This window comes from Alkalibacillus aidingensis (assembly GCF_014595945.1).
GTDB lineage: Bacteria > Bacillota > Bacilli > Bacillales > Alkalibacillaceae > Alkalibacillus > Alkalibacillus aidingensis.
Genome location: NZ_JABXWU010000002.1, coordinates 122,789 through 145,278, shown reverse-complemented (window position 1 = coordinate 145,278; position 22,490 = coordinate 122,789). Strand labels below are relative to the sequence as shown.

Genomic DNA, 22,490 nt, shown 5'->3' with positions numbered 1-22,490 from the left:
TCGTCAGAAAGGATGTTGGACGTGTGCACATTTACGAATCAAAACCGCCAAGTGTCAAAAGAAGCCTTAAATGATCAGTTGGATGTCCTTGTGATTGGTGGCGGAATCACTGGGGCAGGAATTGCTTTAGATGCAGCGACTAGAGGGTATAAAGTAGCTGTATTGGATATGCAAGACTTTGCGGCAGGTACGTCTAGTCGTTCGACAAAACTGATCCATGGAGGACTTCGCTACTTAAAAAACTTCGAGGTAAAACTGGTATCCGAAGTCGGTAAAGAACGTGAGGTTGTTTATCAAAATGGCCCACATATCACTACTCCGGAATGGATGATGCTACCTTTTTATAAAAAAGGAACGTTTGGTCCACTATCTACTAACATCGGCTTACGTATATATGATCGTTTAGCTCGTGTCAAGAAGTTAGAACGCAGACAAATGTTATCGAGGAAAGAAACGCTAAAACGGGAACCCTTGTTAAAGGAAGAGGGCTTAAGAGGTAGTGGTTACTATGTCGAATATAAAACAGATGATGCTCGGCTAACTATTGAAGTTATCAAAAAAGCAGTTGAAAAAGGGGCACTCGCCTTTAATTATATGAAGGTTGATCAGCTATTATATAACGATGGCCGGGTAACAGGGGTGAAAGTACGTGATTTAATAACCGATGAAGCACATGAGATTAGAAGTCATCAAGTTATTAACGCAACGGGCCCATGGGTGGATGATGTTCGAATGATGGACCAATCTAAGCGAGGGAAGCAATTGTTTCACACGAAAGGAGTTCATTTAGTCTTTAGTCAATCCAAGTTTCCACTAAGGCAGGCAATCTATTTTGATACACCGGACGGTCGCATGGTCTTTGCTATTCCTCGAGACGGGAAAACTTATGTCGGAACAACGGATACGCAATATGAGGGTGATTTAACCTCACCAACAGTAACAGAGGCTGATATCGATTATATCATGAACGCAATTGGCTTCATGTTCCCTGAGGTCTTTTTATCTTCAGGTGATATCGAATCTACTTGGGCTGGAATTCGTCCACTTATTTATGAAGAAGGGAAAGACCCATCTGAAATATCAAGAAAAGATGAAATGATTCAATCTGACTCAGGTCTTATTTCGATTGCAGGTGGAAAATTAACAGGGTATCGCAAAATGAGTCAGCAGGTGATGAACTTAGTCTCAAGGCGATTGAGTGAGAATACAGGCAAGCCATACCAACGCTCACAAACCAAACGTCAGCCTATTGCTGGTGGGGAAGTTGGTGGATCACGAGGATTTGCTCAGTACATTCAGGAAAAAATTCGTGAAGCAGAAGAACACGATTTCCCTAAAAAGTTACTACTGCGTTGGATTAATCGGTACGGAGCTAATACTGATCAGATAATGCACCTTTACCAAACAGCTCCTAATCATATACCGATTGCAAAAGAAGTATACGCTGAATTAATTTACTGTCTTGAACACGAAGCTATTTATAAACCAGTTGATTTCTTCACACGTCGAACTGGAGCGTTATTTTTCGATATAGATTGGGTCATTCAACATAAAGAAGGAGTCATCCAAGTGATGAAAAACTATTTAGGCTGGGATTTAGACACAACTGTTCAATACACTCGCGAACTAGAAGAGGAAATGACCACGTCTTCTGTTGGAATGGTTGAATTAAAGTAGAGTTTATTCAGATTGCAGGTAGAATATCAACAAAACTTTAACATGGAGCCTACCGAAAGCCGTGATAGAATATGATATAATAGAAGTATCATGATCGTGTTTTACTAGGAGGACTCTATGCCAACCAGGTCTGAACAAACAACTAATCCAACTGAAAATATAGCGACATTTCGAAATGACGGTGACTTTTATTTTTCTTGCGGAATAAAAGCCTTTAAAAGGAAAAATTTCAAAAAAGCGGAAAAATGGCTGAAAAAGGCAATAGACCATGCGCCGACAAATGCGCTTTACCTATGCCAATTATCAGTATTATATACAGAACTCCACCAATATCATCTTGCTAATGATTTATTACAAAAGGTTTTAGAAACACATGATGACGATTACGTGGACTGTTATTATCTTTTAGCTAACAATCATGCCCATTTAGGGTTATTTTATGAGGCTAAAAGGTATGCAAATTTATATTTAGAAAAAGATACGGATGGTGACTTTAAAGAAGAAGTTGAAGACTTAATTAAAGTCATCAACCAAGTCATGTTTGAAGAAATTGAAGATGAAGATGTTGAGATCGATGATGAAGATGAGTTTATTATTTATCAGGAAACGGCATTTTTCCATTTAGAGCATGAGGAGTGGGGTGAAGCACTCCAAGTTTTAGAGGACTTAATGACTATTTATCCTGAGTATTTTCCAGCTAAACATGAGTATGCCTATGCACTCTTTCAATTAGGTGACCGAGAAGAAGCACTTACATTAGAGGAAGGGTGGTTTGAACAGGACCCCCAATCATTGCATAGCCGAATCAATCTGGTTTATTTTTATCATCAACTTGGCCTTGGTACGAAGCGTGACTATTTATATAGCTGCTTGGAAAATACTTATCCTACTTATGATGAGAAGAAAATGAAGTTAGCGATCCTTATGGCCCAGATCGGTCAATGCCAATCAGCAGTTGAACGATTTGAGCGAATTCCTAAAGGAAAAGCTGCTAATTATATGAGTTATTATTTATGGTATGGTTATGCTCTAAAGCAAACGGGTCAGCACGAACGAGCAGAACAACTGTGGCACAAGGCCAAACAACAACACCCAGTCATCGAACAATTAATAAAAGCACACCAATGGGATTAAGTAGTCCAGGCAGGGGAAGATAGAATAAGGCAAAACAATACTTTAAAGACAAGCAGAAAAGTTGTCGTTTTTACCATAATCTAATAAGATATAGTAGGAATTAATTAGAGAGGGACATCAAAGGAGTTGAGATTATGTCAGAGGACCGTATTTATGATGTGATTATTGCAGGAGCTGGACCTGCGGGTATGACAGCAGCCGTATATACTTCACGCGCAAATTTAGATACATTAATGCTCGAACGTGGCATGCCAGGTGGTCAGGTGGCCAACACAGAGGATGTCGAAAACTTCCCAGGCTTTGATCATATTTTAGGACCGGATTTATCTAATAAAATGTTCCAGCATGCTCAAAAATTTGGTGCGGAATATGCTTATGGTGATATTAAAGAAATCAAAGATGGTAAAGAGTATAAAACGGTTTTAGCTGGTGATAAAGAATATAAAGCACGTGCCGTCATTGTGACAACAGGAGCTCAGTATAAGAAGCTAGGTATTCCTGGTGAGGAAGAATTAGGCGGGCGTGGTGTATCATATTGTGCCGTTTGTGATGGTGCATTCTTTAAGGATAAAAACTTATTCGTCGTTGGTGGAGGAGACTCGGCTATTGAAGAGGGCGTGTATTTAACACGTTTTGCTCGTAAAGTCACGATTGTCCACCGCCGTGATGAATTACGTGCACAGAAGATCTTACAACAACGTGCGTTTGACAATGAAAAAATCGACTTCTACTGGAATACAGAGATGAAAGAAATTAAGGGTAAAGATGGTAAAGTCGGAAGCGCTGTTCTTTATAATAATGAAACAGGCGAAGAACGTGAAGAAGAAATCGACGGTGTTTTCATTTATATCGGCATGCTACCATTAAATGAGCCAATTAAAAATCTTGGAATTACAAATGAAGAGGGCTATGTTCCAACTAATGAAAACATGGAAACATCTGTCCCAGGAATCTTTGCTGCAGGTGATATTCGCGATAAAGAACTTCGTCAAATCGTCACTGCAACAGGCGATGGAAGTATTGCTGCTCAATCAGCGCAACACTATATTGAAAACTTACTGGAAGAGCTTGAAGTAAGTCAGTAAACCGTAATTACATCTTAACTGCGCTGTAATACGCATGAAACATTTATGGGGTATAATGAATTTAAATAATTGACCCCCTTTATTCTATATAAAGCTTCTGGAGCACAGGTAGTTAATCTCTACCTGTGTTTTTCTGTTTGGATTAACAAAGCGTTCTATTATACGACGATTAAATAAAACGTTCAATGAGCATTCATAGTCAGTGTTAGAGTTTCGATGTATAATAAAGTTAATAACCTACTTAAATGAGGGTGGTCAAACATGGTGAATTCAAATCAAAAAGTGGAGTTAGTCATCATAACAGGTATGTCTGGTGCAGGTAAAACAGTAGCCGTCCAAAGTTTAGAAGACCTCGGCTATTTTTGTGTAGATAACTTACCCCCAGCGTTATTACCAAAGTTTTTGGAATTAATGAAAGAAAATAAAGATAACAAAAAGCTAGCGGTTGTGATGGATTTACGTGGACGTGAATTTTTCGATGCACTCTATGAGACGCTTAGTCAGTTCACGAGTGATGAGGATATCAGAGAGCATGTTCTGTTTTTAGATGCCAATACAGAAACATTAGTTAAACGATATAAAGAGTCTCGTCGCTCACACCCTCTTGCCCCCGATGGTTTGCCGTTAGACGGAATAAAGCAAGAACGAGAAATATTAGATGAATTAAAAGGTCGTGCGCAAACGATTATTGATACATCAGAATTATCTGCTCGTGGTTTACGAGAGAAAATTCTTCATACCTATAAAGAAGAGAAGCAACATGTCTTTTCTGTACAATTTGTTTCCTTTGGGTTTAAACACGGAATACCAATCGATGCCGATTTAGTTTTCGACGTTCGTTTCCTACCTAACCCACACTACGTTGAGTCGATGAGAGAGTTAACAGGGTTAAATCAAGAAGTATCATCTTATGTGATGAAATGGAAAGAAACTCGACAATTCCTTCGTAAACTAACTGATCTTCTTGACTATATGTTGCCTCATTACCAACGTGAAGGGAAAAGTCAATTAGTCATCGGTATTGGATGTACAGGAGGACAGCATCGCTCAGTGGCATTGGCTCAGAAGCTTTCAGATATTGTTCAAGGCCAATATACGTCACATGTGTACCATCGCGATATTGATAAGAGAAAGGAAAAACAGAAATATGACTGATATTAACGGACCTAAAGTGGTTGTCATTGGTGGTGGCACAGGGATGCCAGTCTTACTAAGGGGAATGAGAAAGTTTCCGATTAATTTATCCGCCATTGTTACGGTTTCTGATGACGGTGGTAGTTCAGGAAGGTTACGCGAAGATTTGGATATTCCTGCACCTGGGGATATTAGAAAAGTCATTGCCTCGATGTCAGATGTCGAACCCACCATGCTAAAACTATTTCAGCATCGTTTTGAAAGTGGCGATAGTTTATCAGGGCATGCCTTAGGGAACCTCATTTTGGCTGGGATGATTTCAATTACCGGTGATTTTTATAAAGGCATTAAAGAGATCTGTCGGGTCTTTAACGTAAAGGGAAGAATTTACCCAATTGCTAATGAAAATATGCACTTAAAAGCCGAGTTTGAAGATGGGTCAGTCGTTCGTGGAGAGTCCAATATTCCTAAAGAGAATAAAAAAATTAAGCGAGTGTTTTACGACCCGCCAATAATCGAGCCGTTATCAGAAGCTGTCGAAGCGATTAAACGAGCTGAATTAATTGTCATTGCCCCAGGGAGTCTTTATACAAGCATTCTTCCTAATTTAATTTCCCGGGAAATTAAAGACGCATTACGTCAAACAAAGGCTAAAACTGTATATGTTTGTAATGTCATGACACAATATGGTGAAACTAATGGTTATACGGCATCCGATCATGTTCAAGCGATGCATGATCACGTGGGTGAATCATTTGTTGATGGCATTGTTATACATGGTCAGAAAATCGAACATACGATTAAACAAGAATATGAAAAAGAAAAAGCTGAACCGGTTATTTGTGACTACGAATCTTTAAACGATATGCAAGTTAAAGTGATTGAAGGTGACATTGCTGATCTACATACAGATGGCACGTTGAAACACCACGAGTACAAAGTCGCTAGACTATTATATAACCTGTTATAATAGGACTAGGAACTGAATGAAGTGAAGGGGAATGGTCTATGTCTTTTGCATCTGAAACGAAAAAAGAGTTAACAAGTATTGAAACGGATGATTGTTGCAAAAAAGCAGAATTAACTGCTTTAGTACGCATGAACGGATCGCTTTCATTTTCCAATCATCAATACATGTTAGATGTACAAACTGAAAACGCAGCCATTGCAAGGCGAATGTATACATTAATTAAACATCTATACGAAATACCTGTTGAACTGCTCGTTCGTAAAAAAATGCGCTTAAAGAAAAATAATATCTATATCGTTAGAATGCATGAAGGTGTAAAGAACATGCTTACCGACCTAGGTATTCTTGAAGAGCCCTTGACTTTCCATCGAGATATATCTGAGAAGTATTTGGCTAAGGACTGTTGTAAGAAATCTTATTTAAGAGGGGCATTTTTAGCAGGTGGGTCAGTGAACAATCCTGAGACTTCCTCCTACCATTTAGAGATCTTCACCTTTTATGAAGAGCATAACGAAGCGTTAGTTCAACTCATGAATGACTTTTCATTACATGCGAAAACGCACGAACGTAAAAATGGTTTTATCACATATCTAAAAGAAGCTGAAAAGATTACAGAATTCCTGATTTTAATTGGAGCTCACCAAGCGTTACTAAAGTTTGAAGATGTTCGGATTATGAGGGATATGCGTAATTCAGTGAACCGGTTAGTTAACTGTGAAACAGCTAATTTAAATAAAACGATCGGTGCTGCTTTTAGACAAGTCGAAAACATTCGTTATATAGATCAAACGGTTGGTTTAGAATCATTGCCTGATAAACTAAGAGAGGTGGCCGAATTACGGATGAAACACCAGGAAGTGTCTCTGAAGGAATTGGTCGAACTCGCGGACTCAGGGAATATTAGTAAATCCGGGTTAAACCACCGTTTTCGCAAGATCGATGAGTACGCCGAGAAGTTAAGAAAAGGTGACCTGTTAGAGAAATAATGGATGTTTTTCCTTCTTTATAATTTGTGCTATAATAGGCTCAATTAAAGCGCTTACGGCATATAAATGATGAATCAAAAGCTTTTTATATAGAGAGGAGTAGACAACGTGGTTGAAAAAGAAGTGACGGTTAATTTAGAGACAGGTTTACAAGCTAGACCAGCAGCAAAATTCGTACAAGAAGCAAATCGCTTTTCAGCAGATGTTTTTTTAGAAAAAGGTAGTAAACGCGTTAATGCAAAAAGTATTATGGGAGTCATGAGTTTAGCAATTGGCACCAACGAACGCGTCAACATACAAGCCGAAGGACCTGACGAAGAGCAAGCGCTAAAATCATTAATCTCTTTTATCGAAAGTGAGTAAAGAAATGACTCAAAGGATTAACTGTCCTTGAGTCATTTTTTTTATGTCTGCTAGAGTTGGAAGAGCGGTTGTAATGTTTCTTCTCTAAGTGAAAAGTTACTAAAAATCGGTGATAATCGTTCAGAGAGCCGTTCTCAAAACCAAAATCACACAAACCTGTTTAGAGAATCATGATCAAAACAACCCAACACAGGCAAATAACATATAGAATCACTCAAAACCCCCAGAGTTATGTCAAAAACCCCAGCATATTGTCAAACGATTCACCCAATTAAGACTATTGAAAAAATATAATCAAACCACTATACTTAAATTAGAATATGAAACACCATTTCATTAATTGGAATGGTACTGAGGGAGGGTTAGCTTATTGGAATTTGTCTCTGACCGTGTTAAGTCGTTACCTCCGTACATTTTTTCACAGTTTCAACAAAGAAAAAAACAATTAGAAGCACAAGGGAGGGACATTATCGACCTTGGAATCGGCGCACCAGATTTACCAACGCCGGACTTCATCATTAACGAATTAAAACAAGAAGCTGAAGACCCGATCAACCACCGCTACTCGAGCTATCATGGCTGTTATGAATTTCGAGAAGCTGTTGCTAACTTTTATCAAGAACATTACGATGTTGACTTAGACCCCGAAACTGAAGTGTTGGCACTAATTGGTTCCAAAGAAGGACTTGCCAACCTTATGACCGCCATCACCAATCCAGCTGACGATGTGTTAATTCCCGACCCAGGCTATCCTGTTTACCAATCGGCCATTCACCTAGCAGGAGCTAAAAGTCAGTATTTTAAACTTCACCCTGACAAAGGATATCAACCTCAATTCCAGTCAATCAACTCTCAATTACTACATCGAGCAAAACTCATGTTATTGAACTATCCGAGTAATCCAACCGCTGCAACTGCTGAATTAAGTACATTTATGGAAGCGATTTCATATGCGAAAAAATACAACTTTGCGATCGCGCATGATGCTGCTTATAGCCTGGTAACGTTTAATCAGTATCGCGCTCCAAGTATTTTGCAAGTAGAAGGGGCCAAGGACATAGCAGTTGAATTCGGCTCATTATCGAAAAGTTTTAATATGACAGGATGGCGCATTGGTTATGTCGTTGGAAATAAGGAGATTATTCGTGCGTTGTCGGTTGTAAAAAGCAATACGGATACGAGTCAGTTTTTGCCCATCCAGAAAGCCGCAGCAAAAGCGTTAAATAGCGACTTCACAATCGTTAAAGAACATAACTCCATTTATCAACAACGCATGGAAAAAATTATTCCAGCATTACAATCATTGGGACTAAATGTGACTAAATCCATGGCAACCTTCTTTGTTTGGGCACCGGTACCTGAAGGATTTACGTCCATGGAATTTGCAGAAAGTATGTTAGAGGAAGCAGGGGTCATTATCACCCCTGGAGTTGCATTTGGCCCATCAGGTGAAGGATATTTTCGCATCTCACTTTCTGTACCTGATGATCGTTTAGAAGAAGCAGTCTTACGTATGAAAAAACTGAAGACTGGAGGTGTAAACCAAGCATGACCCCAAGTCTTTCTTATCATAAAGAAACTCCTAAAAAACAATCTGGAGCTCAAGCGATTGTGGAAGTGTTAGAGCGAGAGAGTATTTCGCATGTCTTTTGTGTCCCCGGTGAAAGCTACCTCCCAATTATGGATGCGATATATGATTCAGACGATGTTCGCTTAATCTCATCCAGGCATGAGAGTGGGGCTTGTTTTATGGCAGAAGGATTTGCTAAGGCCTCAGGTAAGCCAGGTGTTGTCATGGCGACAAGGGGGGTGGGAGCTGCTAATCTTTCTATTGGTGTTCATACGGCTTATCAAGATTCGACCCCACTCGTTGTTATGTTAGGTCAAGTTCATAGTCAATACAGAGGTAGAGAGGGTTTTCAAGAAGTTGATTTAGATCGATTTTTCCAACCAATCACTAAATGGGCTTATGAAATCAGGGATGGTAAGCGTATACCGGAAATTATGCAACGTGCGATTCGTGTCGCTCAGTCAGGAAGACCAGGACCAGTCGTCCTTTCGTTACCGGAAGATATACTGAAATCTGTCCATAAGATGACTTTCGGACCCGGTATTAAAAAGCCAAATCCGTCAATGGCCTACGAAGATGTAACCGAAGTAGAGACTTTAATTTCTGAAGCAAAGAGTCCTTTAATTATTGCCGGGGGTGGAGTGAAAAGCTCAGACGCTGAAGAAGAACTACGGTTATTTGTCGAGCAAACTAGAATTCCTGTCATGTCAGCTTTTAGAAGACATGATGTTCTTCCCAATGATCATGAATTATATACGGGCCATCTAGGTTTAGGAACGAATAAAAACCTGCTAAAAATCGTTAAACAAGCTGATCTGATCATCGCATTAGGGACTCGTTTATCGGAAGTGACCACACAAGGATACTCAATTATTTCTGATGAACAACAATTAATTCATATTGATATTTCAAGTGATGTCATTGGGAAGGTTTATCCACCGACGATTGGCATTCAAGCAGACCTTAAAGAAGCGTTAAAAAAACTCAACCAACTGCAGATTCAACCAACGTGGGCGAAATGGTCTAACGAGTGTCGTTCGATCTACGAAGAAGCATCTACTATGAAACTCACCACAGAGCAACCACTAAACAGTCATATCATATCTTCTATGCAGCAACATTTACCTAATGATTCTATCATAACGAACGACGCTGGAAACTTTGCTGGATGGCTTCATGCATATTTTCAATTCAAAGAGAAGAAATCCTATATTGGTCCAACATCAGGTGCTATGGGGTATGGGTTGCCGGCTGCAATTGGTGCCAAATTAGCCAGACCTAATCGACCAGTAATTTCGCTATCTGGTGATGGTGGGTTTATGATGACGGTCCAAGAGATTGAAACTGCCTGTCGCTACGGAATACCTGTAATCAGTGTTGTTTTTAACAATCGGATGTACGGAACAATTAGGATGCATCAAGAGATTCATTTCCCTAATAAAGTTATTGGTACCGACCTTGGTACAGTCAATTTTGTAGATTTGGCTAATAGTCTAGGTGCAGATGGGTATTTAGTTAATGATTTGGAGTCGTTTGAATATGCTTTATTGAACGGGCTTCAAGCCAAAAGACCTGTAGTGATTGAAGTTCAAACCGACCCAGAACAAATATCTGTTTCTTCTACGATTGATGACTTAAGAAAGAACGAGTGAGTTTCATTGAAAATAATTACGATGGAGGGAAATTAGGATGAACACATTGGTGAAAGAAGAGAAGTTGTTAAATTACATTAATGGCGAGTGGGTAGCTGCCACTAAAGGGAAGTATGTACCAGTAACGAACCCTGCGAATGGTGAAAAGTTGGTAGATGTCCCTTTATCATCACACGCTGACGTAGACAAGGCGGTAGAAGTCGCCAAAAAAGCCCAAAAAGAGTGGGCATTAGTTCCCGCACCTCAAAGGGCAGAAATGTTATATCAAGTCGGCTATCTAATGAAGGAGCGTAAGGAACACCTCTCCCGACTGTTAACAATGGAAAATGGAAAAGTCCTTGAAGAAGCAAGAGGTGAGGTACAAGAAGGGATCGATATGGCCTTTTATATGGCAGGTGAGGGAAGGCGCCTGTTTGGTCATACAACACCAGCTGAATTAAATGATAAATTTGCGATGAGTGTTCGTGCTCCAGTTGGAGTGGTAGGGATTATTACGCCTTGGAATTTCCCAATTGCGATTGCTACATGGAAGTCATTCCCAGCTATTATTGCTGGTAATGCCGTGATTTGGAAACCAGCTACTGAAACGCCAATGATGGCATATGAGTTGGCAAAGATTTTTGAAGAGGCTGGTCTACCTAAGGGAGTATTGAATGTTGTCTTTGGCTCAGGCTCAGAAGTAGGTGATGCCATGGTCGAACATAGCAGCATTCGCGTCATTTCGTTTACCGGTTCTAATGATGTCGGGCGTTCTGTTGCCGGTAAATGTGGTCAACAGTTGAAAAAGGTCTCTCTCGAAATGGGTGGTAAAAATGCCATGATTGTGATGGATGATGCAGACCTGGACTTAGCTGTGCAAGGAATTGTATGGAGTGCTTTTGGTACGAGTGGACAGCGCTGTACGGCCGGAAGTCGTGTGATTGTACATGAAAATATCAAACAAGAACTAGAAGAGAGAATTCTACATGAGATGGACCAGATTACCATCGGTGATGGATTAGATGAAACGATTAAAATGGGACCGATTATTAATCAATCAGGTTTAAACAAAATCCAAAGTTACGTTGAGATTGGCCAAGATGAAGGAGCTAAACTCTTAGCAGGTGGATATGTCTTAGATGAAGGTGATTATGCTAATGGTAATTATTTCGCTCCAACGCTATTTACAGACGTAAAACCAGATATGCGTATAGCTCAAGAGGAGATCTTTGGCCCCGTATTATCATTAATTCCAGTCTCAAGCTTTGAAGAGGCGATCGAAGTCAATAACAGTGTTGCCTATGGATTATCTAGTTCTATTTTTACCAATGACGTCAATCAAGTATTTAAGGCTCAGCGTGACTTAGACACAGGAATTGTCTATGTCAATGCAGGTACCATCGGAGCAGAAATCCACTTACCGTTTGGTGGCACGAAAGGCACAGGTAATGGTCATCGCGATTCAGGTCAGGCAGCTTTAGATGTCTTTACAGAATGGAAAGCCGTTTACGTCGATTATAGTGGAAAATTACAACGTGCCCAGATTGATGTCGACTAACCTCAAGTAAGTTTAGAATAAAGGGGGAAGCTTTATGAAAATAGCTGTTTTAGGATCTGGATTGATGGGGAAAGAAGCGGCAAGAGACCTTGTTAATAGCTCTCAAGTCGATGAAATAGGTCTGGCAGATGTTGATTTCAGACGGGCACAAGCGGTGTGTGACCATCTACAATCTCCAAAACTATCACCCTATCAAGTGGATGCTACTAATCAGTCAGCGCTAGCTGAGTTTATGAGAGAGTATGATGTCATCATCAATGCTTTATTTTATTCCTTTAATGAAGTCGTCGCACGAACAGCTATTGAAGTCGGCGTTCATTCCGTTGATTTAGGTGGCCATATCGGTCATATTACGGATCAGGTTTTGAAACTAAAAGAAGATGCTGAAATGGCAGGTGTGACCGTGATTCCTGATTTAGGGGTCGCACCCGGAATGATCAATATTTTATCTGGTTATGGCGCCAGTCAATTAGATGAAGTCGAATCGATTAGACTATTTGTCGGAGGCATACCTGTTAGACCAGAGCCTCCACTAGAATACAATCACGTCTTCTCAATGGAAGGTTTACTCGATCATTACACAGACCCAGCTCTTATTATCCGCAATTATCAAAAGCAGGAGGTCCCAGCTTTATCAGAGGTTGAACAGATTCACTTCGAGAAATTCGGGCCATTAGAAGCTTTTCATACATCAGGTGGCACATCAACCTTACCAGATACTTTCTCAGATGTTCAGACACTAGAATATAAAACGATTCGTTACCGAGGTCATGCCGAGAAATTTAAGCTTCTCGTCGATTTAAATTTAACGCGTAAGGATTATTATGTCGATTTAGACGGTGACCCCATTAATCCAAGGGAAGTGTTCTTAAAGGCTATTGGCCCAATTGTCGATTTAAAGGAAAAGGATGATGCAGTACTTCTCAGGGTCATGGTTAGTGGAGAAGAGAATGGAGAGCATAAAGTCTATCAGTATGAGATGACGACATTTAAAGATCGTGAAACTAACGTAACTGCTATGGCACGGGCAACAGCCAATACCATTTCCGTTGTCGCACAAATGATTGGAAGTGGAGTGATTCAGAAACGAGGAGTCTATCCACCCGAACAAATTGTTCCCGGAGAAGATTATATGAAGGAAATGGCTAAACGAAAAATCGAAATTAATGAAATGAGTCAAGAAGAAAGCGAATCCTACTTGAAAGCCTAGATGACGAGATGAATAGGGGCTGGGACAAAAGCGGTTGATTAATGAAGTGCTCATATTTCCGCTCTGAAACTACTTCACTTTGTTATGTCCCAGCCTCGTTTATCATACTGTTTTATAAAGCTTTGTGATCCTTCGCGTACAATTTCATACGATAGTTGAGCAACCAACTTGTGAATGACGGACGAGAGGGGCTGACAGTCGGACGAAGGTGCACGACAGTCGGATGAAGGTGCACGACAGTCGGACGAAGGTGCTCGAAAGTCGGATGGAGATGCTCGAAAGTCGGACGATGGTGCACGACAGTCGGACGAAGGTGCACGACAGTCGGACGAAGGTGCACGACGGTCGGACGAAGGTGCACGACGGTCGGACGAAGGTGCACGACGGTCGGACGAAGGTGCGTGACAGTCGGACGAAGATGTGCGACGGTCGGACGAAGGTGCGTGACAGTCGGATAAAGATGCGTGACAGTCGGATGAAGATGCGTGACAGTCGGACGAAGATGCGCGACGGTCGGACGAAGATGCGCGACGGTCGGATCAAGCCCTACCACCAGTCGGAACGGGGTCTGATCCTACTATAAAACGGTGGTTAAACTTTTAATGTCAGTAGCAGTAATTGTTTCTGTTCTTTTACCTATTCTAAAAATGATCAGCAAAGGGGCTACTCCACATGAGCCAAAGCGTGATCAAAGCATTAAAATTGCTTGATTTCTTTACCGAGGACATACAAGAATTGACCTTACGAGAACTTTCAATAAAAGCTCAATTACGCAAGTCAACTGCGTATCGGTTACTAGCTTCACTGGAGGATTGTGGGTTTGTTTATAAAGTTAAAGAAACAGATTATGACAGTAAGTATCGGCTAGGTCTAAAGCTACTAGAGTTAGGAAACTTGGTCTTAGATCAATTAGATTTAAAGAAGATAGCTAAACCCTATATGGAAGATTTAGTTGGAAAAATTAATGAAGCTGTTCATTTAGTGATTCTTCATGAGAATCGAGCTGTTTACATTGATAAAGTCGACAGTAATCGATCGCTTCGTTTATATACTAAAGTAGGTAAAAGTACGCCGTTATATATTGGATCCGGTCCCAAGCTATTGTTAGCTCACCTGCCGTTTAAAAAACAGAACTACCTATTGAATCAAGGGCCTTTACTCTCTTTAGATGGAGAAACCATAGACAAAAAGGAAATAGAAAAGGAATTAGCAGAAATTAACCAACAAGGTTTCTCAGTCAGTATAGGCGAGCAGGATAAAGATACGACCGGAATTTCCTACCCGATATTTGACCATCAAGGAATAGTTGTAGCTGCCCTAGCAATAAGTGGCCTTTCCAGTCGGTTTGAGGGGCAGCAATTTGAAATCATCAAAAAAAATAGTCAAGAAACAGCCAATCGTATTTCGAAAGCATTAGGATTTATACAAATATAAGAGGTGATGACTGTGAATACATATTTTATCGCGGGGCATGCCAAGCTCCCAAGTGGGATGGCCGCTCAAAGCGTCTATGAAACGTTAACCATCACAGCCGAGTTAGATAAAAAATACGGGGTTATTGTTGAAGCAAGTTGTACACTAGCCACTGAACATGGCAGGAGTTTTATCAGTCAGCTTTTAAGGGGGTATAGTTTAGAAGATGGCGTAAATGAGCCCGTTCGCGTGATTAAGGAACATTATTTAGGGAAGGCAGGCAATGCTCTTGCCTCGGCAATGAAAGATTTATATAAACAATATGAAACCTATAAGCAACAGCAGACAATAACAAAATAGTCAGAAGGAACGGCCGTCTGTTCCTGATTTTTTTGTGCGAACATGGCTTTAATTTGTTCTGCCATTAACTGTTTAAGTTTATTTTGGAAACCCGGGTTACCTTTGGGCCCAAGGATGGCTTTTAGAAACACCGCATGCTCCTTCAGAAATGCAAAATAGCGTAATGCCGATGTAGGTGGAGCATTGGTTTGATCCCACTCTTCAACATTAATTGTATGAAGTTCCATAGCAATTATCTTTATGTTTTCAATTAGCTCATTTTCACTTTGCTCCAATAAGTCATATTTATCTTGAAAATGTAAATAGAAAGTTCCCCGGTTAATATCAGCTTTTTCAGTGAGGTCTTTAATCGTAATTTTATCGAGTCCTTTATCTTCAATTAGCTCTGCAAACTTGTCTCGGATTAACTTCTTCGTTCTAATGACTCGGCGATCTTCATGCCCCATAACGCTTAATCCACCTATAAAATCAACAATTAGACTAATTGTGTTCAGTTATCAACACTCCCAAAAGGATTGCCTATTGAAGGGTGTTGAGTTCTATCTTAAGATGAACATAACAATTAATCAACACAGTGTTCAATTATGATTCAGGAGGTGATTTAGTGGCAAAACATAAGCAACCTTCAGTTCTTTCACACATCGTTTCAATATTGGTTCTACCATTTAACGTGACGATCATTATTCCTTTAATTTTATTATATTTTTTCCCTAACTCACTAGGGTGGGGGCAAGGAGTTATTTTCAGTAGTGTTGTTTACATCCTGGGCGTACTATTGATCTTGATTGGTCTGATACTGGTGATCTTAACAGTCAATCAATTTGCCAAGCGATGAAAAGGAACATTAGCACCTTGGGACCCACCCCAAAAAATAGTTGTCAGTGGGCCCTACCAGTACACTCGAAATCCAATGATCAGTGGTGTCGTATTAATCTTGTTAGGAGAAACAGTTGTGTTTGGTTCCTATCCATTAATAGGCTGGTTCGTCCTATTTACAACGATTAATTACACATACTTTATTGTTGGTGAAGAACCTTTATTAACCAAAAAATTTGGTGAGGAATATAAGGAGTATAAAAGGAATGTTCCGAGGTTGATTCCGAGAAAAACACCTTGGAAGCCTAATGGTCAGTAGAATGTTTGTATAAATGATCTGCCTAAAATTATATGAATAGTTAAACAATTCAGGAGTTTTAGAGTTATTGAAGTAACGGAGGCTTTCCTAAAACACCAATGGTTTGAAGTAACCCAAAGTGGTATAATTAAATAAATTATTCATGAAAGAGGTGATGGACATCATGAATACAGCTAAGGAACGATTACTAAAGATTATTGATGAAATTCCAGAGCAAGAAGTCGATAAAATTTTAGACTTTGCTGAATATCTAAAGGCAAAAAAAGAAAAAAGTTTATCAGAAGATTTAACAAAAGCAAGCGAAAGTAGCATTGATTTTTGGGATAATGATATAGATGATGAGGTTTGGAATGATGCATAAACAAGGTGACATAGTTTTAATCCCAGTACCATTCAGTGACTTATCAAATAGAAAACAACGTCCCGTTCTCATTGTTTCAAACGATGAATATCATCAGATGACTGATGATATTCTTGTTGTTGCTATTACATCACAATTAAAAGACCTTGATTATTCAGTCTTGATTGAACAAAAAGACTTAGACGAAGGTGCTCTTAAAGTTACATCAGCAGTGAGAGCCGACAAAGTTTATACACTTTCAAAGGGAATTATCAGAAAAAGATTTGGCAAAGTGAACACAGAAGTATTGAATAGTGTACGAACTAAAATAGAACACTTAATAAAATAGTAATTAATGCTTGTATAGATGGGCTGCGATAAGCAGTCCTTTTTGGTTATCGAATGGAGCTGAAAAATATGTATTGTGTATGTTTTCACTTAAAGTAACGGGTAGCGATAGTGCAATAAGAGCGATCACTCTTCAGCAAAAAGGGCAGAAGTTTGAAGCATTAGTTAATTGGTAAATTATGGGGTGAAATTTTGTTAAAGAATAAGATTGCTTCGTTGCTAATGATTTTGAAGAAAAATATAATTATTTCTATTCTGATTATCGCGATCCTTTTGTTAGGCTTTTACACTTATCATGTGTCTAAGGAGAACTCATACTATGACGAATACACATCTCATGTGCTTTCGAATGACATTATCAGACTCGCGTCAACCATTGCGGTCAATGATTTTTATTTAAACCAAATATTAGATGAGGGAGAGATCACTCAAGAACAAATAGACATTCTTCAAGAAAACTATCAAATAATAGGGGATTCTGGTGAAACCGTCGTTAAGATGGCTACTCTGTGGTTACATCGATTAAACACGGAGGAGATGAATTATAATCATAGCTCTTTCCCTATCAATTGGGCATATCAATTCAAATACTATTTCGAAAATCATCTAAATGAATACGAATCTAATAATGGTGTCATGGAATTATCATCTGAAGACCTTTCAAAGCTGGAGCTCATGAATGAAGTTACTCAACAGTGGAAAAGTGCGGTATTCAGTAATATAAAAAGTTTAGACGATAATCTAATAGATAAAGAGTATCTCGATTTCAAGGGTGTTGATGCAGACCAGACTTGGACAGGTGTTGCAACTGATGGATATACAGATACATATTATAGAAATATGGTAAATACGAATGATTGGGTGGATATGGTAGAAGAGATGCAAAGAAACTCAATCGATTACGAAACAGAGGTTAAAAATTCATTTTAATCAAAAGTTTATAGTAACGCATCGAAGTAATGGAAATGGTAGTTTATATTTAAAACGCCACTCCACAACTGATGAAATAATAAGCAGTTTAGTTGAATAAGTAATTGTTGAAATAATATAGAGAGGTGAATTAAATGAACAGCTGGTTATATGGGGTATATGCTTTAATATTAGCAATAGTATCTATATTAACAGGGGAAATAGTAACATTTGTTATGCTTGGATTTATTTTAATAAGCCTTCAAAATATCCATTCTACTTTAAAGGAAATTTTAAAGGTTAATAGGTCAGAAAAGTAGCAAACAGATTCAAGTGCAGGTGATTTACGGGTAGACATTTATCGCTCATACCTTTTGTATTCACAGTTTTTAGTTGAATTAGCTAACATGTACTTAAACCTTTACTGTCAGAGAAGCGGTGTGTCTAAGGATAAAGTGTTTCAGTGGGCTCCAATAATTGCCGGAGCGAGATTATCTGAAAGTGTATCATCAGAACACCGTAAACAACTTCTGAATCTAGTTAATCATACTGTCCGTTATAAAAATAATTGGTAAAAAACAGGGATTATTAAGAAGTGGGGGTGTAGGTGTCATGAGGAAGAAGGTGGGTTTGTTATTCTTGATTACTTTTCTACTAATCATTGGACCTGTCTATTACTTATCATTATACGAATCATCAGTAGAATTAAATGGTTTTCCCGTTCCTAAAAGTGCAGAGATGATTGAGGAGCTAGAATCGGGTCATAGCTATCATTGGTCAAAAGCTTCTGAGGAAAACGGTATACCATTAGGCTACGAATTAGTGATAAAAGCTAATGGGTGGACGAAAGGGAAAAGAGAAGGAAGTTATGTGACATATACAAAGGGAAATCAAGAAATAAATTTGTTTACTCAAACAGAACACTTAAAAGTCATCAATAATAATTAGCCGAAGATGACTACCATGTCTGAATTATGACTTGCTTATCAGTGAATAGATGGTTAAAAAAGTCATCATGTAAAGATGGGGAGTCTAATTATGACACGACAAAATGTACACCTAATGAAAACTGTTGTGAAAGGGAGGAGAGTTTAGTGATTGATCTCATATCACTTATTTTTATTATAATTCTGTTATTGGTTTTTGGGTTTTATTATTTTTTAGGTTTTATAAATCCTGCATCCATACAAATCCAGCTGTTGGGTATTTTACTAGTTTTATTTGGTGGCTTTCTTTATCTTAATCAACCTCATCCATTAAATTTCATGATCATGACTTTGGGTTTAATGGTTGGTGCTATTGGTAGCTTTAAAAGCAATGAGAATTCAACAAATGAGTAGTTAGCAATCGGTACTATGAAACACTTTTGGATGTTGATCAATCAATGATAGTTTATTAGACAATTACATAAATGGATGAGGTTTTACAAAAACCATTAGAATAATGTTGGGTAAGAATCATAGTTGTAGGGGGGAAGAATATGACTACCTTTTGGAAAGTGAATGTGATCAGCGTGATGTATGCTGTTACGATTTTTATACCGATTGAGCTTTTTGTCAATGTCTCCCGTATAAGTAGGTTAACGGGGTGGGAATTAAATGTTGTTGGCATAATGGTAGGTGTTTGTGTAATCGTTTCTGTTCTTCTTCTATCTGTAGCCATTATCTATTTAACAAAAATGTGGCTTAGGAATCGAAAATCAACCTATTGGTCGGTTCTTCTATGGCTTCCGTATTTCATTCTTTTTATTCTCACTTTTGCCTCTTTATTCCCGATTAACAACCCAGCAGATCAAGGTGGTCCTGGGGATGGCATAATCATTTTAGGACTTATAATCTTTTATCCCTTATTTATTCTAGTCCTAAATACATTTAGTACTTTTACTAGTGTTGCAGAACATAAATAGTATGATTCGTTAACCAGAACGAATATAAGCAGGGCTTTCTAGTTGATAGAAAGCCCTACTTTTTTAATTACACTAGCATTATTTAGAACCTATCGAGACAAATTTCTGTTCAACAAATTCGTGTAGACCGTGATGGCCACCTTCTTTACCGATTCCGGATTCTTTAATGCCACCAAATGGAGCTTCAGCAACGGCTGGAAAGACATCGTTTATGCCGACAATTCCATATTCGAGTTGCTCCATCACTTGATAGGAACGCTCTAGACTGTCGGTAAACACATAGGCTGCTAGGCCATAATTGGTATCATTGGCCGCATCGATGGCTTCTTTGTCCTCTTTAAAGGTCTGAATAGGAAGAAGTGGACCGAATGTTTCTTCGTTCATGACCCTCATTTCACTTGTAGTTCCTTGGACGACGGTTGGATGGTAGAAGTGACCATTTAAGTCGGAAGTATTTTGTGAATCCCCTCCGTATACAAGTTTGGCTCCCTTCTCAACGGCATCGTGCAAATGTCCTTTAACTTTGTCAACTGCTTGCTCATTAATAAGTGGCCCAACATCAACATCATCTCTCGTTCCTTGCCCCACTTTTAATTGTTTCACCTGTTCAATTAGCTTTTCGGTAAAGCGTTCTTTGACTGACTCATGGACATATAGTCGGTTCGCACAAATACACGTCTGACCAGCATTTCTAAATTTGCTTGCTAAGGAGAGTTTAACAGCTAGATCTAAGTCAGCGTCATCAAAAATGATGATCGGTGCATGACCACCGAGTTCAAGTGAAAGTTTTTTAACATGATTGGCACTTTCCCGCATCAAGTGTTTGCCAACTTCAGTTGATCCAGTGAAAGTGATTAACCGGACATTGTGGTTTGTTAAAAGAGCATTTCCAATCTCTTTTGCATCACCTGTCACTAAGTTTAAGACGCCTTTTGGTAGACCAGCTTTGACGAAAATTTTAACGATTTCCATTGCTGAAAGGGGTGTTTCAGGTGCTGGCTTTAAGACAACCGTACAACCTGCAGCTAAGGCAGGGGCGACTTTTCTAGTAATCATTGAAGCTGGGAAGTTCCATGGCGTAATTGCCCCAACAACACCGACAGGGTGGGGGATGACCAGTTGTCGCTTTCCTTTTTGTGAAGCAGGGATCCATTCACCATACATGCGATTGGCTTCCTCAGCGTACCAAAGGACAAAGCTTGCTGCTGATTTGATTTCTCCTTTGGCTTCTTTAAGTGGCTTACCTTGTTCCATCGTTAAAATATGGGCGAGACGATCGACATCATTTAATAGAAGTTGGTGAGCTTTATAAAGAATTCGTGATCGTTTTCTCGCTGGCATAGTTGACCATTCTTTAAAAGCTGTTTGTGCACCTTCAATCGCTCGCTTCGTTTCAGCTTCTCCGGAGTAAGCGACTTCTGTTATTTTCTCTAAGGTAGCGGGGTTGTAAACGGGTTGTGTTTCTGATGAGTCAGCATGATACCAGTCGCCGTTGATAAAATTACTAGCAATCTTTGACTCGACTTCAATCATTTAATCACTCCTTTATTTTTGATCGACCTCGAATGGCCATGGGGGAAGCATTTGATTCAGTGTCTTATCTTGACGTTCTCCTAAGACATATTCAGCTTGCATGATCGTATGGATTTCTCTAGTTCCTTCATAAATGACCGGGGCTTTTGAGTTCCTCAAATAGCGTTCGACAGGGTATTCATTTGAATAGCCGTATGCTCCGTGGATTTGAACGGCATCATCGGCTGCTTGGTTAGCAAAATCACACGCTTGCCATTTAGCAAGGGACGTTTCACGGGTGTTCCGTTTTCCTTGGTTTTTTAATTCCCCGGCACGGTAGACAAGTAAACGACTCATCTGTAAGCCTGCTTCCATTTTGGCAATCATTTGTTGAACGAGTTGATGCTGGCCAATCGGTTTTCCGAAAGTTTCACGCTCATGACAGTAGTTGACGCTTGCTTCTAGACAAGCCTGAGTTAATCCACATGCACCAGCAGCAACTGTAAATCGACCATTATCAAGAGCAGACATGGCAATTTTAAATCCTTCACCTTCTTCACCGAGTAGATTTTCTTTTGGAACTCTCATTTGATCAAAAAATAACTCCCCAGTGTTGCCAGCGCGAATACCTAACTTGCCTTTAATCGCTTTTGAGGAGAAGCCTTCCATTGTTCGCTCCACGATAAAGGCAGAGATTCCTTTATGGCGCTTGCTTTTATCTGTGTAGGCAAAGACGAGGAAGTGATCAGCCGTGTCACATAGTGAGATCCATGTTTTTTGCCCGTTTAAAATATAATCATTACCATCTTTTACGGCGGTTGTTTGTAAAGCAGCAACGTCAGATCCTGCACCAGGTTCAGTTAATCCGAAGGCACCCATCTTTTCCCCTTTAGCTTGTGGGGTGAGATATTTTTGTTTTTGCTCTTCATTTCCCCACTGGAGTAAAGTCATACTGTTAAGCCCCGTATGTACGGAAACGGCTGTTCTAAAGGTGGTGTCACCTCGTTCGAGTTCTTCACAGACAATGGCTAACGAGTTGTAATCCATTCCACTACCACCATAAGATTCGGGGATACAGACACCCATTAGCCCCAAGCTAGCAAGTCTGTTGATAATAGTCGGGTCAAAGCTACCTTCTTCATCCCATTTTTGGATGTGTGGCATAATCTCGGTATCGACAAATTGGCGCACGGTTTGCCTTAACATTTTTTGCTCTTCTGAGTACTCGAAATTCATGTCATAATTCCTC

At 39.5% G+C, this 22,490-nt stretch carries 24 protein-coding genes and 1 pseudogene; 22 read left to right on the top strand and 3 right to left on the bottom strand.

Features of this window, described 5'->3' with window-relative positions:
* Window positions 1-12: 12 nt before the first annotated feature.
* The 13 genes from HWQ49_RS05880 (at window position 13) to HWQ49_RS05820 (ending at window position 15,091) form a co-directional block, all read left to right on the top strand.
* Entirely contained in the window at window positions 13-1,677 is a 1,665-nt protein-coding gene (locus HWQ49_RS05880; protein WP_188206675.1) for a glycerol-3-phosphate dehydrogenase/oxidase, read from the top strand.
* A 117-nt stretch (window positions 1,678-1,794) separates the two neighbouring features.
* A complete protein-coding gene (locus HWQ49_RS05875; protein ID WP_188206674.1) occupies window positions 1,795-2,811 on the top strand; it encodes a tetratricopeptide repeat protein in 1,017 nt (338 codons plus the stop codon).
* A 134-nt stretch (window positions 2,812-2,945) separates the two neighbouring features.
* Window positions 2,946-3,896 (top strand): thioredoxin-disulfide reductase, encoded by a 951-nt coding sequence (gene trxB, locus HWQ49_RS05870; RefSeq protein ID WP_188206673.1) that lies wholly within the window; start codon window positions 2,946-2,948, stop codon window positions 3,894-3,896.
* A 261-nt stretch (window positions 3,897-4,157) separates the two neighbouring features.
* Complete coding sequence (rapZ, locus tag HWQ49_RS05865) at window positions 4,158-5,051, top strand: RNase adapter RapZ (protein WP_188206672.1); 894 nt, start codon at window positions 4,158-4,160, stop codon at window positions 5,049-5,051.
* Entirely contained in the window at window positions 5,044-6,000 is a 957-nt protein-coding gene (locus tag HWQ49_RS05860) for a gluconeogenesis factor YvcK family protein (protein ID WP_188206671.1), read from the top strand. Before rapZ ends, HWQ49_RS05860 begins: the two co-directional genes overlap by 8 nt.
* A 38-nt stretch (window positions 6,001-6,038) precedes the next feature.
* Entirely contained in the window at window positions 6,039-6,986 is a 948-nt protein-coding gene (gene whiA / locus HWQ49_RS05855; RefSeq protein ID WP_188206670.1) for a DNA-binding protein WhiA, read from the top strand.
* A 108-nt stretch (window positions 6,987-7,094) separates the two neighbouring features.
* Window positions 7,095-7,349, top strand: coding sequence for an HPr family phosphocarrier protein (locus tag HWQ49_RS05850; protein WP_188206669.1), 255 nt, complete (start codon window positions 7,095-7,097; stop codon window positions 7,347-7,349).
* A gap of 370 nt (window positions 7,350-7,719) precedes the next feature.
* Complete coding sequence (locus tag HWQ49_RS05845; RefSeq protein WP_188206668.1) at window positions 7,720-8,901, top strand: LL-diaminopimelate aminotransferase; 1,182 nt, start codon at window positions 7,720-7,722, stop codon at window positions 8,899-8,901.
* On the top strand, window positions 8,898-10,571 hold the full coding sequence (locus HWQ49_RS05840) for a thiamine pyrophosphate-dependent enzyme (protein WP_188206667.1): 1,674 nt from the start codon (window positions 8,898-8,900) through the stop codon (window positions 10,569-10,571). The genes HWQ49_RS05845 and HWQ49_RS05840 overlap by 4 nt, the downstream gene beginning before the upstream one ends.
* Before the next feature lie 37 nt (window positions 10,572-10,608).
* The gene (locus HWQ49_RS05835) at window positions 10,609-12,108 is read left to right on the top strand and encodes an aldehyde dehydrogenase family protein (RefSeq protein WP_188206666.1); all 1,500 of its coding nucleotides are present in this window, start codon (window positions 10,609-10,611) and stop codon (window positions 12,106-12,108) included.
* 34 nt (window positions 12,109-12,142) lie between these two features.
* Window positions 12,143-13,318, top strand: coding sequence for a saccharopine dehydrogenase family protein (locus HWQ49_RS05830; RefSeq protein WP_188206665.1), 1,176 nt, complete (start codon window positions 12,143-12,145; stop codon window positions 13,316-13,318).
* A gap of 672 nt (window positions 13,319-13,990) precedes the next feature.
* On the top strand, window positions 13,991-14,752 hold the full coding sequence (locus HWQ49_RS05825) for an IclR family transcriptional regulator (RefSeq protein ID WP_188206664.1): 762 nt from the start codon (window positions 13,991-13,993) through the stop codon (window positions 14,750-14,752).
* A 12-nt stretch (window positions 14,753-14,764) separates the two neighbouring features.
* Window positions 14,765-15,091, top strand: a complete 327-nt coding sequence (locus HWQ49_RS05820; RefSeq protein WP_188206663.1) for a DUF3870 domain-containing protein — start codon at window positions 14,765-14,767, stop codon at window positions 15,089-15,091.
* On the opposite strand, the gene HWQ49_RS05815 is transcribed toward HWQ49_RS05820, so the two are convergent.
* Entirely contained in the window at window positions 15,061-15,537 is a 477-nt protein-coding gene (locus tag HWQ49_RS05815) for a TetR/AcrR family transcriptional regulator (protein ID WP_188206662.1), read from the bottom strand. The two genes, HWQ49_RS05820 and HWQ49_RS05815, sit on opposite strands and share 31 nt — an antisense overlap.
* Window positions 15,538-15,695: 158 nt before the next feature.
* Between HWQ49_RS05815 and HWQ49_RS05810 the strand changes: the two genes are divergently transcribed.
* The 9 genes and pseudogenes from HWQ49_RS05810 to HWQ49_RS05775 all read left to right on the top strand — a co-directional run bounded on the left by HWQ49_RS05810 (window position 15,696) and on the right by HWQ49_RS05775 (window position 19,729).
* Window positions 15,696-15,926 (top strand): hypothetical protein, encoded by a 231-nt coding sequence (locus tag HWQ49_RS05810; protein ID WP_188206661.1) that lies wholly within the window; start codon window positions 15,696-15,698, stop codon window positions 15,924-15,926.
* 36 nt (window positions 15,927-15,962) lie between these two features.
* Window positions 15,963-16,226: a methyltransferase family protein gene (locus tag HWQ49_RS05805; RefSeq protein WP_317450917.1), complete on the top strand. Its 264-nt coding sequence runs from the start codon at window positions 15,963-15,965 to the stop codon at window positions 16,224-16,226.
* Window positions 16,227-16,389: 163 nt separating this feature from the next.
* On the top strand, window positions 16,390-16,587 hold the full coding sequence (locus tag HWQ49_RS05800; protein WP_188206660.1) for a DUF2281 domain-containing protein: 198 nt from the start codon (window positions 16,390-16,392) through the stop codon (window positions 16,585-16,587).
* Complete coding sequence (locus HWQ49_RS05795; RefSeq protein WP_223155043.1) at window positions 16,562-16,915, top strand: type II toxin-antitoxin system PemK/MazF family toxin; 354 nt, start codon at window positions 16,562-16,564, stop codon at window positions 16,913-16,915. Before HWQ49_RS05800 ends, HWQ49_RS05795 begins: the two co-directional genes overlap by 26 nt.
* Window positions 16,916-17,106: 191 nt before the next feature.
* Window positions 17,107-17,844 carry a hypothetical protein gene (locus tag HWQ49_RS05790; RefSeq protein ID WP_188206659.1) on the top strand — a complete coding sequence of 246 codons (738 nt, stop codon included), beginning with the start codon at window positions 17,107-17,109 and terminating at the stop codon, window positions 17,842-17,844.
* A gap of 305 nt (window positions 17,845-18,149) precedes the next feature.
* Window positions 18,150-18,398 (top strand): annotated as a pseudogene (locus HWQ49_RS14640) (aminoglycoside phosphotransferase family protein); the annotation flags it as partial.
* A gap of 37 nt (window positions 18,399-18,435) precedes the next feature.
* Window positions 18,436-18,771 (top strand): hypothetical protein, encoded by a 336-nt coding sequence (locus HWQ49_RS05785; RefSeq protein WP_188206658.1) that lies wholly within the window; start codon window positions 18,436-18,438, stop codon window positions 18,769-18,771.
* A 146-nt stretch (window positions 18,772-18,917) separates the two neighbouring features.
* Window positions 18,918-19,163: a hypothetical protein gene (locus HWQ49_RS05780; protein WP_188206657.1), complete on the top strand. Its 246-nt coding sequence runs from the start codon at window positions 18,918-18,920 to the stop codon at window positions 19,161-19,163.
* A gap of 140 nt (window positions 19,164-19,303) precedes the next feature.
* Complete coding sequence (locus HWQ49_RS05775; RefSeq protein ID WP_188206656.1) at window positions 19,304-19,729, top strand: hypothetical protein; 426 nt, start codon at window positions 19,304-19,306, stop codon at window positions 19,727-19,729.
* Window positions 19,730-19,807: 78 nt separating this feature from the next.
* On the opposite strand, the gene HWQ49_RS05770 is transcribed toward HWQ49_RS05775, so the two are convergent.
* A complete protein-coding gene (locus HWQ49_RS05770; RefSeq protein WP_188206655.1) occupies window positions 19,808-21,262 on the bottom strand; it encodes an NAD-dependent succinate-semialdehyde dehydrogenase in 1,455 nt (484 codons plus the stop codon).
* A 12-nt stretch (window positions 21,263-21,274) separates the two neighbouring features.
* A complete protein-coding gene (locus HWQ49_RS05765; RefSeq protein WP_188206654.1) occupies window positions 21,275-22,477 on the bottom strand; it encodes an acyl-CoA dehydrogenase family protein in 1,203 nt (400 codons plus the stop codon).
* Window positions 22,478-22,490 lie beyond the last annotated feature (13 nt).